The 13792-nt window shown below is 55.3% G+C and carries 14 protein-coding genes; 12 read left to right on the forward strand and 2 right to left on the reverse strand.

What is annotated here, in order from left to right; genetic code table 11:
- Nucleotides 1–8: 8 nt before the first annotated feature.
- Entirely contained in the window at nt 9–1574 is a 1566-nt protein-coding gene (gene norR, locus NNL38_RS18725) for a nitric oxide reductase transcriptional regulator NorR (protein ID WP_255391955.1), read from the reverse strand.
- Between the two features lie 219 nt (nt 1575–1793).
- Here norR and NNL38_RS18730 point away from each other — a divergent pair, with 219 nt between their 5' ends.
- From NNL38_RS18730 to tkt, 5 genes are all read left to right on the forward strand, one after another.
- The gene (locus tag NNL38_RS18730) at nt 1794–4067 is read left to right on the forward strand and encodes a nitric-oxide reductase large subunit (RefSeq protein WP_255391956.1); all 2274 of its coding nucleotides are present in this window, start codon (nt 1794–1796) and stop codon (nt 4065–4067) included.
- Complete coding sequence (locus tag NNL38_RS18735; protein WP_255391957.1) at nt 4064–4207, forward strand: hypothetical protein; 144 nt, start codon at nt 4064–4066, stop codon at nt 4205–4207. Before NNL38_RS18730 ends, NNL38_RS18735 begins: the two co-directional genes overlap by 4 nt.
- 53 nt (nt 4208–4260) lie before the next feature.
- Nucleotides 4261–4635 carry a SirB2 family protein gene (locus NNL38_RS18740; protein ID WP_255392285.1) on the forward strand — a complete coding sequence of 125 codons (375 nt, stop codon included), beginning with the start codon at nt 4261–4263 and terminating at the stop codon, nt 4633–4635.
- Between the two features lie 400 nt (nt 4636–5035).
- On the forward strand, nt 5036–5986 hold the full coding sequence (gene tal / locus NNL38_RS18745) for a transaldolase (RefSeq protein WP_255391958.1): 951 nt from the start codon (nt 5036–5038) through the stop codon (nt 5984–5986).
- A gap of 81 nt (nt 5987–6067) precedes the next feature.
- Complete coding sequence (gene tkt / locus NNL38_RS18750; RefSeq protein WP_255391959.1) at nt 6068–8062, forward strand: transketolase; 1995 nt, start codon at nt 6068–6070, stop codon at nt 8060–8062.
- Nucleotides 8063–8193: 131 nt separating this feature from the next.
- On the opposite strand, the gene NNL38_RS18755 is transcribed toward tkt, so the two are convergent.
- Complete coding sequence (locus NNL38_RS18755) at nt 8194–8424, reverse strand: hypothetical protein (RefSeq protein ID WP_255391960.1); 231 nt, start codon at nt 8422–8424, stop codon at nt 8194–8196.
- Between the two features lie 102 nt (nt 8425–8526).
- On the opposite strand from NNL38_RS18755, the gene NNL38_RS18760 reads away from it, so the two are divergent.
- The 7 genes from NNL38_RS18760 to NNL38_RS18790 all read left to right on the forward strand — a co-directional run bounded on the left by NNL38_RS18760 (nt 8527) and on the right by NNL38_RS18790 (nt 13725).
- Entirely contained in the window at nt 8527–9474 is a 948-nt protein-coding gene (locus NNL38_RS18760; protein WP_255391961.1) for a LysR substrate-binding domain-containing protein, read from the forward strand.
- A 280-nt stretch (nt 9475–9754) separates the two neighbouring features.
- The gene (locus NNL38_RS18765) at nt 9755–10156 is read left to right on the forward strand and encodes a DUF2170 family protein (protein WP_255391962.1); all 402 of its coding nucleotides are present in this window, start codon (nt 9755–9757) and stop codon (nt 10154–10156) included.
- Nucleotides 10153–10851: a PspA/IM30 family protein gene (locus NNL38_RS18770; protein WP_255391963.1), complete on the forward strand. Its 699-nt coding sequence runs from the start codon at nt 10153–10155 to the stop codon at nt 10849–10851. Before NNL38_RS18765 ends, NNL38_RS18770 begins: the two co-directional genes overlap by 4 nt.
- A gap of 66 nt (nt 10852–10917) precedes the next feature.
- Nucleotides 10918–11940, forward strand: coding sequence for a potassium channel family protein (locus tag NNL38_RS18775; protein WP_255391964.1), 1023 nt, complete (start codon nt 10918–10920; stop codon nt 11938–11940).
- Between the two features lie 63 nt (nt 11941–12003).
- Nucleotides 12004–12636 (forward strand): YjfK family protein, encoded by a 633-nt coding sequence (locus tag NNL38_RS18780; RefSeq protein ID WP_255391965.1) that lies wholly within the window; start codon nt 12004–12006, stop codon nt 12634–12636.
- A gap of 27 nt (nt 12637–12663) precedes the next feature.
- Nucleotides 12664–13080, forward strand: a complete 417-nt coding sequence (locus NNL38_RS18785; protein ID WP_255391966.1) for a DUF350 domain-containing protein — start codon at nt 12664–12666, stop codon at nt 13078–13080.
- Between the two features lie 9 nt (nt 13081–13089).
- Nucleotides 13090–13725, forward strand: a complete 636-nt coding sequence (locus NNL38_RS18790) for a DUF1190 family protein (RefSeq protein WP_255391967.1) — start codon at nt 13090–13092, stop codon at nt 13723–13725.
- The last annotated feature ends 67 nt before the right edge of the window (nt 13726–13792 follow it).

Below are 13792 nucleotides of genomic sequence, written 5' to 3' on the forward strand. Positions count from 1 at the left end.
CTTCCGGGTTACTTGAGTCCCAACCGCTTTGCCAGCCGATGCAGGTTGCCGCTGTCAATCTGGAGCTGGCGGGCGGTCGCTGCCCAGTTATTCTCATTGCTCTTCAACGCCTGGCGAATAAAATCGGCCTGGAATGCTTCGGTCGCATCGCGCAAACTGCCGCCGAAGGACTGAGGCGATTTCATTGACGAACCGCCCAGCGCCCCCGAACGGCTTACCACTGGCAAATGGCCGCTTTTGCTGGTGTCAGCGGTAAAGTTGAAGTGATGCGGCATCATCTGCGGCGTCCCCGCGCCAAGCTCTGCCCGCGCCAGGATCGCTGCCCGGTGTATCGCATGCTCCAGCTCTCGCACATTGCCCGGCCAGTGGTACGCCTCTAGCCGCGCTAAACCCGCCTGACTTAGCCGCAATGTATTCAGTCCCAACTTCGTTCGGCACTTTTCGATGAAAAACCCCGCCAGCAACGCAATATCCTGTCCGCGTTCACGTAGCGGCGCTACATGAAGCGGAAATACACTCAGGCGATGGTATAAGTCAGCCCGAAAACGGCCTTCAACCACTTCTTGCTTCACATCTTTGTTAGTGGCCGCGATGATGCGGACATTGACTTTCAGACTGCGGTCGTCACCAATCCGTTGCAGATCGCCATACTGGATCACCCGCAATAGCTTCGCCTGCAACGCCGGTGGCAGCTCCCCGATTTCATCCAGAAACAAGGTGCCCTCGTTAGCCATCTCGAACTTCCCGCTCCGATTGCTGATCGCGCCGGTGAACGCCCCTTTAACATGACCAAACAACTCACTTTCTGCCACCGATTCCGGCAATGCAGCACAGTTCAGATACACCAGCGGCTTGTCGGCGCGTCCGGACTGACGATGGATCCCTTTCGCGACCAGCTCTTTACCCACCCCGGTTTCCCCCAGGATCAAAACGTTCAGATCCGAGCTCGCCACTACCTCCATTTCAGTTTTCAGCGCCTGCATCGGCGCCGACTGACCGATCATCTCCTGATGGTCGGTATCGCCCAGGTTCCCCAAAGACAGAGGCGCCGGGCTACCTGCCGCTTCTTTTTCCAGTTGCTCCATCATCAGGGCATTATTGAGCGACACGGCCGCCAGCGCGCTCAGCGTCCGCAGATCCTGATCGCTGAACTCCTGAAAGGCCGAAGTATCAAAACTGTCAATTGTCAGCGCCCCAATCAGGTGATCATTGGCCATCAAGGGCAAACCGATACAGGCGTGTACTTTCAACGCCTCTTCCTGATGCGGGATCAGGCCGTCAAACGGATCGGGCAAATCGCTGTCGGCCGGAAACCGCACCACATCTCCGGCGCGGGCGATGGCTTCTAACCGGGGGTGCTCAGCCAGGGAAAACCGCCGCCCGAGAACGTCCGGCTCCAGTCCATCAATCGCCAGCGGGGTGAATTGCTGACCGCGAAACGCCAGCAGCGCCGAAGCATCACAATTGAGGGTCTGGCGAATAGTATTGAGCAGACGGTGAAACCGATCCTGGTTTGAAATACTGGTGGTCAAATCTAAGGCAATATGGGTGAAATCCCGTGGCGGCAGCACCATACAATGCGCTCCATTCATCATCCGTTGAAGTCATGTCCCCAGCTTAAAAGGCCACCCAACCAGTGTCAATCAGACAGTTTTATGTGAAATTGACATATATCAATGAATGTCACATTGACAATCGACAGCCACTAAAACACAGTATATTCAACAACTTAATTGTTGGCACATTCTTTGATTATCTGAGTGTACGGTCCCATACAAAAAGAGAACTCAGAGATGACGAAACAAAAACTATCGATTATCTCGCTCCTGATCGTCTGCATAGCCTCCTTCACGGTTCTGCTCAGCATCGGCAGCGATATTTACCGGGAGGCACCGCCAATCCCAACTCAGGTTGTCAGCACCCAGGGTGAAGTGATCTACACCAAAGAAGACATCCAACGCGGCCAACTGGTCTGGCGCTCCATGGGCGGCCATCAGCTCGGCTCTATCTGGGGTCATGGCTCCTATATTGCCCCGGACTGGACTGCCGACTGGTTGCACCGCGAAGCCGACAACTGGCTGGAACTGGCCGCGCAGGACACTTTCGGCAAGCCGTTCAGCCAGCTCTCCGGCAGCCAGCAAGCCGGCCTGGAGCAGGCGCTGCGGGAAGATGTACGTCCGAACAGCTACAATCCGGACACCGGCATCATCACCCTTTCTGAACGTCGTTCCGATGCCATCAGCCAACTCCAGCAACACTACATCGGCCTGTTTGGCGACGACCCGGCCTGGCAGCCGCTGCGAAAAGACTACGCGATGAAAGAAGGGACAGTTTCCACTGCCGAACGTCGCCAGCAGCTGACCGCCTTCTTCTTCTGGAGCGCCTGGGCTGCCGGTACAGAGCGGGTCGACAAAGATCACACCTACACCAGCAACTGGCCCTATGATCCGGTGCTGGGCAATACGCCGACTTCCAGCAATATTGTCTGGTCCATTCTGAGTATCGTGGTCCTGATCGCCGGTGTCGGCGCACTGGCCTGGTATCATGCCGCGCTGAAACACGAATCGCTGCCGACCCCACCCAGCCAGGATCCGCTGTTTGACAGCAAACCAACGGCGTCACAAAAAGCTGTCGGTAAGTACTTCCTGACTGCAATTGGCCTGTTCCTGCTCCAAGTCTTCCTCGGCGGGATCACTGCACACTACGGAGTCGAAGGACAGGATTTTTACGGTATTCCGCTGTCTGAAATTCTCCCTTACTCGGTAACCCGGACCTGGCACACCCAGCTGGCTGTGTTCTGGATTGCCACTGCATGGCTCGGTACCGGCCTCTACATCGCCCCGGCGCTGTCCGGCCATGAGCCAAAATTCCAGCGCCAGGGCGTCAATGTCCTTTGGGCTGCTCTGGTTGTGGTCGTCCTCGGCTCGATGGCCGGTGAATGGCTGGCGGTACAACAATACTTCGACCTGGATACCAGCTACCTGATTGGCCACCAGGGTCAGGAGTATATCGATCTGGGCCGGGTCTGGCAGGTCCTGCTGCTGGTCGGTCTGTTGATCTGGCTGACGCTGGTCACCCGTGCCATTCGTCCCGCCCTGTCACAACAAGGGGAGATGCGTGCGGTCGTCTGGGTGCTGTACGCCTCCTGTGTCGCGATTGGCCTGTTCTACGGCGCAGGCCTGTTCCAGGGCAAACACACCAACCTGGCGATTGCCGAGTACTGGCGCTGGTGGGTGGTCCACCTGTGGGTTGAAGGCTTCTTCGAAACCTTTGCCACTTCCGTGATTGCCCTGATGTTTGTTCGTCTCGGCTTGATCCGTGCCGCCACAGCCAACAGCGCCGTCCTGTTTACCACGGTGATTTTCCTGACCGGCGGCCTGATCGGTACCCTGCACCACCTCTACTTCACCGGAACAACCACGCCGGTGATTGCCTGGGGCGCAATTTTCTCGGCGCTGGAAGTGGTCCCGCTGGCGTTAATTGGCTTTGAGGCCGTTGAGAGCTACCGGATGCGCAACGCCACGCCGTGGATGCGCCGCTACAAATGGGCCATTATGTTCTTCGTCGCCACCGCATTCTGGAACTTGTTTGGTGCAGGCGTCCTGGGCTTCTTGATTAACCCACCAGTCTCGCTGTACTTTATTCAGGGTCTGAATACCACCGCGACCCACGGTCACGGCGCATTCATGGGCGTCTATGGCATGTTGGGGATCGGCCTGATGCTGTTCTGCCTGCGCGGCCTGGCCGGTGATGCCAAAGGCTGGGATGACAAATGGCTCAAATGGGCGTTCTGGTCGCTGAACATTGGCCTGGCTGCCATGCTACTGATGTCCCTCCTGCCAGTCGGACTGGTGCAGTTCTTTGCCGTCATTGAAAATGGTTACTGGTATGCCCGCTCACCAGCCGTGATGCACAGCCCGCTGGTAGAGACCCTGATTTGGCTACGGATGCCAGGTGATATGCTGTTCGGCGCCGGCGGGATCTTCCTCGGCTTGTTCCTCACCAAGCTGGTTCTGGATGCCATCAAATCCGGCAAAGCCGCAGAAACGGAGGCCCTGTCATCATGAGATCTTTGGTGCTGGCAACGTTCAAGATCGCCCTGGCCACCAGCGGCATCGTCCTTGGCGTCACCGTGATGAGCAGCCTGCCACAACTGCTCATTCAACTGACATATGAACTGGGGTGGAACGTCGCTGCTCCAATGTAACCGCTGCCCGGGCCGACCCAGTGTCGGCCCGGGCACTTTCGCAGGAATCTATGATGTATTTAACCCTGAAAACCTTCCACGTGCTCACCGTGCTGCTTAGTATCAGCCTGTTTCTGCTTCGCTTCATCTTATGCTGTCGCCAGTCACCACTGGCTGCCAACCCGGTCTTGAAAATCGCGCCCCATGTCAATGATACGTTTTTGCTGACCAGTGGCATGGCGTTGATTGGCCTGACCGGCTTTACTCCCTTTACCCCGGCCGCCCCCTGGCTTTCGGTGAAACTGTTCGCCGTTGTTGCTTACATTGTGTGTGGAGCCTTGGCCCTCAAAGCGAAACAGACATGGCTACGCTGGCTGAGCTTTGCCGGTGCGCTCGGCTGGCTCGCATTTATCATCACACTGGCCGTCAGCAAACAGCTCGGATGGTGAGCCACAACCAACCCCGCTCATTGAAGCACTCAAATTATCACCCCGTTTTCAACATTTATCCTCACCAAGCAGTGAGCAAATGCTACCATTAATGAACATTTGCTCACCCCTCACCATGCATTTACCGCAGGACTAAATCACCACATTGGCGACTTTGGTATGAACATTCTTATACAAACGGTAAAAGTGAGATCAAAGCACGATTTAGTCATGATATTGATTGACAACTTACAACAAAAAGCTAATTATCATCACATCAATTGTTCTTTGGTGATCCATATGTTCACATCGAGCGTGATGTGGATAGAACATTTGGCTCACCGACAGGTAAAAACACCTTTTCTGGCTACACTTTTAGCTAGCATCAGACAAGCCCCTAACATGTTGAAGGTCGAGAGATATGAGCACGAAACTGGAACAACTGCGCGCGCTAACTACTGTTGTTGCTGACACCGGCGACATCGAAGCTATCAGTAAGTATCAACCGGAAGATGCGACGACCAACCCATCGCTGATCCTGAAAGCCGCTCAGATTGAAGAATATGCTCCGCTGATCGATCAGGCGATTGAGTACGCAAAAGCACAAAGCGATGACAAAACACAGCAAATTGCAGATACCTGCGATATGCTGGCCGTCAACATCGGTAAAGAAATCCTGAAAGTTGTTCCGGGCCGTATCTCAACTGAAGTTGATGCTCGCCTGTCTTACGACACCGAAGGCAGCATCGCCAAAGCCCGTCACCTTGTGAAAATGTACAACGATGCCGGGATCACCAATGACCGCATCCTGATCAAGCTGGCGTCAACCTGGGAAGGCATCCGCGCTGCCGAAGTCCTGGAAAAAGAAGGCATCAACTGTAACCTGACCCTGCTGTTCTCCTTTGCTCAGGCGCGTGCCTGTGCCGAAGCTGGTGTTTACCTGATCTCGCCATTCGTGGGTCGTATTATGGACTGGTACAAAGCCAAAGAAGGCCGTGACTTTGAAGCCGCCGAAGATCCGGGCGTTCTGTCTGTCACCAAGATCTACAACTACTACAAAGAACACGGCTACAACACCGTTGTCATGGGCGCAAGCTTCCGTAACACTGGTGAAATCCTGGAGCTGGCCGGCTGTGATCGCCTGACAATCAGCCCGCAACTGCTGCAAGAGCTGAGCGATGCTGAAGGTGAAGTGGTTCAGAAACTGTCTGCTGACGTGGCAACCAAAGCGCGTCCGGCAGCCATGAACCACGCGGAATTCCTGTGGGAGCACAACCTGGACGCAATGGCAGTCGAAAAACTGGCCGAAGGGATCCGCAACTTCGCGGTTGACCAGGGTAAGCTGGAAGCGATGATCGCTGAGCGCCTGTAAGACTTAAACCCCATTTTAGAAAGCGGCCAGCCAGCCGCTTTCTTCCTTTTTGCAAAAACAAATTTGATAGTGGATACAATTATGGAACGCAAAGATCTTGCTAATGCCATCCGTGCCCTGAGCATGGACGGTGTCCAACAAGCCAACTCCGGTCACCCGGGTGCCCCGATGGGGATGGCTGACATTGCCGAAGTCCTGTGGCGCGACCACATGAACCACAACCCACAGAACCCGGACTGGGCTGACCGTGACCGCTTCGTGCTGTCCAACGGCCACGGCTCGATGCTGATCTACTCACTGCTGCACCTGACCGGCTACGCGCTGCCGATCGAAGAGCTGAAGAACTTCCGTCAGCTGCACTCGAAAACCCCGGGGCACCCGGAGTACGGCTACGCGCCGGGCATTGAAACCACCACCGGCCCGCTGGGCCAGGGCATCACCAATGCGGTGGGGATGGCGATTGCTGAAAAAGCAATGGCGGATCAGTTCAACCGCGATGGCCACGACATCGTCGATCACTTCACCTACGCCTTCATGGGCGACGGTTGTCTGATGGAAGGGATCTCGCACGAAGCTTGTTCTCTGGCCGGCACCCTGGGCCTGGGCAAACTGATCGCGTTCTGGGATGACAACGGCATCTCCATCGACGGTGACGTGGAAGGCTGGTTCACCGACGACACCGCCAAGCGTTTTGAAGCCTACGGCTGGCACGTGATCCCGGCGGTTGACGGCCACGATCCGGAAGCGATCAACGCAGCCATCGAAGCGGCGAAAGCAGAAAGCGGCAAACCAACCCTGATCTGTACCAAGACCATCATCGGCTTCGGCTCTCCGAACAAAGCCGGCTCGCACGACTGTCACGGCGCGCCACTGGGCCACGATGAAATCGCTGCGGCACGTGAATTCCTGGGCTGGAACCACGGTCCGTTTGAAATCCCGGCTGACATTGCTGCCGAGTGGGATGCCAAAGAAGCCGGCGCTGCTAAAGAAGCGGCCTGGAACGAGAAGCTGGCTGCGTACGAAGCCGCCTACCCTGAGCTGGCGGCCGAGTTCAAACGCCGCGTGAACGGTGAGCTGCCGGCGGAGTGGGAAGCGCAAGCCAGCCAGATTATTGCCGATCTGCAAGCCAACCCGGCCAACATCGCCTCGCGTAAAGCGTCACAAAATGCGCTGGAAGCGTTCGGTAAGCTGCTGCCGGAATTCATGGGCGGCTCGGCTGACCTGGCGCCATCGAACCTGACCATGTGGTCCGGCTCCAAATCCCTGACCGCGGATGACGCGTCCGGCAACTACATCCACTACGGTGTCCGTGAGTTCGGCATGACCGCGATTATCAACGGTATCGCCCTGCACGGCGGTTTCGTCCCTTACGGCGCAACCTTCCTGATGTTCATGGAATACGCCCGTAACGCAATGCGCATGGCAGCCCTGATGAAAGTGCAGAACATTCAGGTGTACACCCACGACTCCATCGGTCTGGGCGAAGACGGCCCAACGCACCAGCCGGTTGAGCAAATCGCCTCGCTGCGTCTGACCCCGAACATGAGCACCTGGCGTCCGTGTGATCAGGTCGAGTCTGCCGTTGCCTGGAAACTGGCGATTGAGCGCAAAGACGGCCCGACTTCGCTGATCTTCTCGCGCCAGAACCTGGCTCAGCAGGACCGCACTGAAGCGCAGGTCGCTGACATCGCAAAGGGGGGGTACACCCTCAAAGATAGCGACGGCAAACCGGAGCTGATCCTGATCGCCACCGGCTCTGAAGTCGAGCTGGCGGTGAAAGCTGCCGACGAACTGACGGCTGCCGGCAAGCAGGTTCGCGTGGTCTCCATGCCATCGACCGATGCCTTCGACAAGCAAGATGCCGCTTACCGTGAAGCGGTACTGCCATCCGATGTAACCGCGCGTATCGCGATTGAAGCCGGCATCGCCGACTTCTGGTACAAGTACGTCGGCTTTGACGGCCGCATCATCGGCATGACCACTTTCGGTGAATCTGCACCGGCCGGTCAGCTGTTCGAAATGTTCGGCTTCACCACTGAAAACGTGGTAAACACCGCCAAAGAGCTGCTGGCATAAGCCATCCCCTCAAAGGCAAAAACCGGTCATCATGACCGGTTTTTTTCTGCCTGCCTGACCTGCCTGAAATGCCTGAAATGCCTGAAATGCCTGAAATGCAGGTAAGTGTGCCAGCAACGAAGACCGACATCCTATTTTTGTTTCGCCTTGCCCGCGCAGCTGTGTTGTTGTTCTGCCACAGTGTTCGGTGGCATTGCCGTCAGGCGATCCAGCCCGATATCTTCCCGAAGATGTGCCGGGAGATCGGTCAGATAGTGGGTACGGCGTTTTTGCTGACGCCAGCACTGATACAAAGAAAACCCTCGCTTAACTGAAGCCACCACCTGCTGCATGGTTGGAAATACAGGTTCAAACGTTGTCATACGCATAATTCAGCCCTACTATTGTGTCTGTATGGGCTTATCTTGGTCCACCAACGGAAAGTGCTCAAACGATCTATCCTGACACTCAGTTAAGGAAAATTTATGTCAAATGCCAATGACGGGCACACGCGAATGCCGCCGCTGCATGGACTCTATTATTTCCACCAGGCGGCACAGCTTGGCAGCTTTAAAGCGGCCGCCGAGCATTTGTTTGTCACCGCTGCGGCGATCAGCCAGCAAATCCGGCTACTTGAAGAGTGGCTGGAAACGCCCTTGTTCTACCGCCAGCATCGCAAAATCACCCTGACACCCGAAGGCCAAACGCTGTTTGAACATACCCAGCAGGGATTCACGGCGATTCAAAACGGCCTGTGGTTACTCAACCAAGATCCGGAGCCGCAGCGGCTATCTTTATCCACCCTGCCCTCTTTCTCCCAGCACTGGCTGGTGCCCCGGATGAACACCTTTCGAGAAGAGCACCCGGATCTGTCCGTCTTGGTGGAATCGAAAACTGAGCTACAAACCTTTGCCCAGTCCTCCATTGATCTCTGTATCCGCTACGGGGAAGGTCGTTACACCGATCTGACCAGCCAATGGCTGATGGATGACTTGCTTTATCCAGTGTGTCATCCGCTTTATCAAGAACAACATCAAATCTATACCATCGATGATCTGCAACGAGTGCATCTGATTGGCGATATCTGGCCGGATATGGACTGGCAACGCTGGCTGACGCTAGTCGGCGTCAAAGGTGGCACCACGGCGTTGGCCTATGATGGTGCCAATTATGTGCTGGAAGGGGCACTGTCAGTACAGGGGGTCGCGCTGGCCCGCCACACCCTGGCCCAGCGCTATCTGAAAGAAGGGAAACTGGTTCGTATCGATAATATTGCGGTCAAACCCACGTTTCGCTATCACTTGTGCGCGCCGCAAGGGTATTTCAGGCGTAGGAAAGTGATCGCCTTCTGCGACTGGATCCGTCGCCAGGCCGAAGCCTTCCGGCAAACGTTACCGGCCGATCTGACCATCATTGAGGCAACATCGCGATAACCCGCCGGGGCCATGCGCAAAGAATTCAATTCAGAGCAGAGGTCTGTCAGACACCCTGGCCCGGTGCACTTCCAGATCATCATATAAAAATTACGCTCCGCCCCAGCAAGCAGGGAACTCCGCCGCCCAATTACAGTCAGTACCATCATAGACGCGACATAACCTCACAAAACAGCAACAAATCCTTGTCACGCTATAGAAATTTCGTTAGCAGGTTTCATAATATGAACCCTGTTTTTCATGTAAAACAGATCTTAAACCACTAAGGTAGGTACTGAATATGACATGGCAACTCTCCGAGCTTCTCCCCGTCCTTTCCGGACATGAAGGCTGGCAGGTTCGTCAACACGAACAAGCCATTGTGATCCAAAATGAAGACAACATTGAAGCCTACCTGGCGGTAGCAGGTGAACAAATCCTGGTTGAGGTGCTGCTATTTCCTCAACAACAGGTCCGGGACGTCGCCGCGCTCAACGAGCACGTTTTACGCACCCATAAAATGTTCCCGCTCTCGACCATCGGGATCAATGAAATTGACGGCGACAGCTATTACGTCGCTTTCGGCTCGCTGTCTTCCCAATCCAAGCAGGAAAGCATCCTGATTGAAGTCGCGACCCTGTTCCGCAATGTCGAAGCCTTTATTGACCTGTACCAGGAATATCTGATGGAGCGTGCCTCATGAGTGTATGGAAAAAGCTATTTACCGCCATCAAGGGTAGTGCCAACGAAGCAGCCGAGAATATTGCTGACAACCAGGCCCTGCGGATCCTGGATCAGGAGATCCGCGAAGCCAAAGCAGAGCTGCGTCGATCCGATGAAGCCCTGGTTGGGATCGTGGCCAAGCGCAAGCTGGCACAACAGAAAGTCGAGGCGCTGGAAAACAGTATCGGTGACTATGAAGGCCATGCCCGCACCGCGATGGAAAAAGGCCAGCAGGATCTCGCCCTTGAATGTGCTCAGAAAGTCGCCGATCTGAGAAATGAGCAGCAAACCGAGCAAAGCTACCTGGATCAGTTTGTTGCTTCCGAGCAGAGCATGCGCACCAACATTGCCCAAGCCAAAGACAAGCTACGCCAGTTGGAACAGCAAGTCGATGTCGTCAAGGCCAATGAAGCGGTTCAGAAAGCCCAGTCTGCAGTCTCGGCCACCAATGTCGGCGCCAACGCAAAAATGCACACGGCTGTCGAGTCCCTCGAACGCATCAAACAGCGCCAGGCTGAAAAATCCGCTCAGCTCGAAGCCGCTGCTGAAATGGCCGAAGCCCAGTCCGGCAGCAGCCTGGATAAAAAGCTGGCTGAAGCCGGGATCGGGTCAGCACCAAAAGCCTCGGCCCAGGATGAGCTGGCACGGATCCTCGGCAAGCAAGAGAACGGATAATCCATGAAGAAGCGTTTGCCCGCCGTCTTCCCAGCCGCCAGCAGCCATTAACCAGGAGGTTCAGCCGTGTCTTTATGGATTATCTTTCGCCAGTGGGCGGTGAAAAACCTCTCGGATCTCAATGGCAAGAATCTGTTGCTGATCCTGCTGGGTTATGTCGTGCTGAACTGGCTGCTGCTCAAACTGGCGGGTGAGCACGCGATTACCGACTCACTGACCGACTACATCTATTACCTGTTTGTGACAGCCTCCACCGTCGGCTACGGGGATATGTCGCCCACCACTCCGGCGGGCAAATGGATTGTCTCACTGCTGGTGATCCCCGGCGGCCTCGGCGTTTTTGCCGTCGGCGTCGGCCGGATCGCCAGCCTGTTCCTCCAATACTGGAAAAGTGGGTTGCAGGGAAAACGGAGCGTAAAAGTGAAAAATCATATTTTAGTGCTGGGCTGGAATGAGCAGCGCACCCTGCACCTGATCAAAATGCTGCAGCATGAGGAAAGCGGTCGCCGCCCGATCGTCCTGTGCGTGCGTCCGGAAATCGAAAACCCGCTGCCGGGAGAAATCGAATTCGTCCGGGTCACCAGCTTTACCGATCAGGAGGGCATGGCTAAAGCTGCCGTCGAAGAAGCCAGCTGTATCCTAATCGACAACCCGGAAGATGACATTACCCTCTCGGCTGCGCTGTACTGCACCAGCAAAAACCCGGACGCCCACTTGCTGGCCTATTTCAAAGATGAGGGACTGGGCATGCTGCTCAAGCAGCACTGTCCGAATGCCGAGTGTATTCCGTCGGTTGCAGTGGAGATGCTGGCCAAAGCGGCAGTCGATCCGGGATCAAGCGAGCTGCACCACGAACTGCTCAGCACCACCCAGGGCATGACGCAGTACTCGGTCCATTATCCGAAAAACGCAGATGCCACCACCATTGATGCCCTGTTCAACACCTTCAAGCAGCGCTACGATGCCACCCTGATCGGGATTGACTGTGGCCAGGGCGTAGAACTGAACCCGGCCCTGAACAAAGCTGTTCAGCCCGGTTGTAAATTGTTTTATATCTCAGATGAGCGTATCACTGATTTTCAATGGTAACCCTTTCAAACTTTCATATTTACACCCGGAAAACCGGCGGTGCCATCGCGCTGAGGAGAATGTATGTTTAATTGGTTGAAAAAGAAAAAGCCCGAACGGAAACAACCGGATGCACCGGAAATTCTCGGACTACGGTTGGGCGGCGCATTCGAGCTCGATGATCTCAAACTGCGCTTGATTGAACCGGATCTCATCATCGAAGGCGCGGCCCGCACCCAGCTCATCAAAGCCGTCGGTGCCGTTGAACTGGATGAGCAAACCAGATTACTGCGCTATTACACCGACGATGACGGCTTTATCCAGGTGCTCACCCACGGCCCTGGCGAGAGTGATGTCAGCGAGGTCAAACTCTACTATTTCTACGATAGCAAACCGATTGACAACGACACCGCCTGGGAGCACCTGCTTAATGATCAACTGATCCAGCCGCACTGGGAATTGGAAGGCCATACCTTCGACAAGGTGTGGGAAAACACCCGTCCGGTCGTCATGACCGAAAAGACCTGGCAGGAAAACGGCGCGATTACGGAAACCGACCAGTTCGTAATGGTTTATGATCGCGACATTGGCAACGATATCTTCGAATCATTATTTGTGGCCGGTGAAGAGAAAATTATTCATCACCGGGCAGAACGGTCACTGGTGATCAGTACCGGTATCAACCTGACCCCAACCGATTTTAAACTGATTGGCTAAACAGCCAGATAACCACTAGGAAGCATCATGGAAGCATTCACCCAATCCCTGGCCGGCCTTGGCGCCTTTTTACTGTACTTTATTCTGTCATTGGCCTTTCTCATGTTATTTAAGGTGGTGTACGTCCGGTTCACCCCCCATGATGAGTGGAAACTCGTCAAAGAGGGCCAGAATATTGCCGCCGCTATCGGCCTGTCCGGCTCGATCATCGGCTACTGCCTGGCAATCGCCGGCGCTGCCAGTAACTCGGTGAACCTGCTTGACTTTGCGCTCTGGGGCATAGTGGCCCTGCTTGCTCAACTGCTCGCTTTCTATCTGCTACGGTTTGGCTTTATGCCACGCATCGTTGAGCGTATCGAAGCCGGTGAAATCCCAGCCGGGATTATCATGGCCGCAACTTCGGTTTCCGTCGGGCTGCTCAACGCTGCCTGTATGACTTACTAGGAGCCCGGCATGAAACGAAGCAAACAGGTGGTCTTGCCCAGCATGCGCAAGGACGGCATGCGATCAAACTGGCGAATGGGCAGCGCCGCACCAATTTCCGTCGCATTCGCCGGCGTGATGCTGTCAGGATGTAGTGACAACGGCACTGATACCACGATTTATCAGCGTCTTGATGATTGTATTGACGATAATCCCAACTACAGCCAGGAGTGCCGGGCAGCCTATCAGTTCGCGCTTGAGGAAGCGGCCCGTACCGCGCCCAAATATCGCACTGAATATGACTGTAGCGCCGAATTCGGTCTTAATGCCTGTGTTGAGGCGCCAAACAACGATAACTGGTTTATGCCGGCCATGGCAGGCTTTATGTTCGGCCGTATGCTCGATGATGATCGTCGTTACTATTCCCAGCCGATGTTCCGCTCCTACTATCCCGGCAGTATTTTTTATGACCGCTGGACCACAGCCGACGGCTACGACTATGGCAAAAGTAGCTACCGCAAAACCAAGGTCCGGGTTTCGCGGGATCACATGAAGCCCAAACCTACGGTCAGTCGTACCATCTCGCGCGGTGGCTTCGGTTCCACCGTTTCAGCCAAGTCGAGCTGGAGCCGTTCCTCCGGCGGCAGCAAAAGCTGGGGCGGCTGACAGGGCCTGCAATCAAACCGACCACGGCCAGCATTTCTGCTGGCCGTTTTTTGTCGCTTATAGAACA

It is taken from the genome of Photobacterium atrarenae (assembly GCF_024380015.1).
GTDB classification, from domain to species: Bacteria; Pseudomonadota; Gammaproteobacteria; order Enterobacterales; family Vibrionaceae; genus Photobacterium; species Photobacterium atrarenae.

Excerpts from the sequence above, each read along its gene's own strand:
- norR (WP_255391955.1), bottom strand. The coding sequence starts at position 1,574 with ATGGTGCTGCCGCCACGGGATTTCACCCATATTGCCTTAGATTTGACC.
- NNL38_RS18730 (WP_255391956.1), top strand. The coding sequence starts at position 1,794 with ATGACGAAACAAAAACTATCGATTATCTCGCTCCTGATCGTCTGCATA.
- NNL38_RS18735 (WP_255391957.1), top strand. The coding sequence starts at position 4,064 with ATGAGATCTTTGGTGCTGGCAACGTTCAAGATCGCCCTGGCCACCAGC.
- NNL38_RS18740 (WP_255392285.1), top strand. The coding sequence starts at position 4,261 with ATGTATTTAACCCTGAAAACCTTCCACGTGCTCACCGTGCTGCTTAGT.
- tal (WP_255391958.1), top strand. The coding sequence starts at position 5,036 with ATGAGCACGAAACTGGAACAACTGCGCGCGCTAACTACTGTTGTTGCT.
- tkt (WP_255391959.1), top strand. The coding sequence starts at position 6,068 with ATGGAACGCAAAGATCTTGCTAATGCCATCCGTGCCCTGAGCATGGAC.
- NNL38_RS18755 (WP_255391960.1), bottom strand. The coding sequence starts at position 8,424 with ATGACAACGTTTGAACCTGTATTTCCAACCATGCAGCAGGTGGTGGCT.
- NNL38_RS18760 (WP_255391961.1), top strand. The coding sequence starts at position 8,527 with ATGTCAAATGCCAATGACGGGCACACGCGAATGCCGCCGCTGCATGGA.
- NNL38_RS18765 (WP_255391962.1), top strand. The coding sequence starts at position 9,755 with ATGACATGGCAACTCTCCGAGCTTCTCCCCGTCCTTTCCGGACATGAA.
- NNL38_RS18770 (WP_255391963.1), top strand. The coding sequence starts at position 10,153 with ATGAGTGTATGGAAAAAGCTATTTACCGCCATCAAGGGTAGTGCCAAC.
- NNL38_RS18780 (WP_255391965.1), top strand. The coding sequence starts at position 12,004 with ATGTTTAATTGGTTGAAAAAGAAAAAGCCCGAACGGAAACAACCGGAT.
- NNL38_RS18785 (WP_255391966.1), top strand. The coding sequence starts at position 12,664 with ATGGAAGCATTCACCCAATCCCTGGCCGGCCTTGGCGCCTTTTTACTG.
- NNL38_RS18790 (WP_255391967.1), top strand. The coding sequence starts at position 13,090 with ATGAAACGAAGCAAACAGGTGGTCTTGCCCAGCATGCGCAAGGACGGC.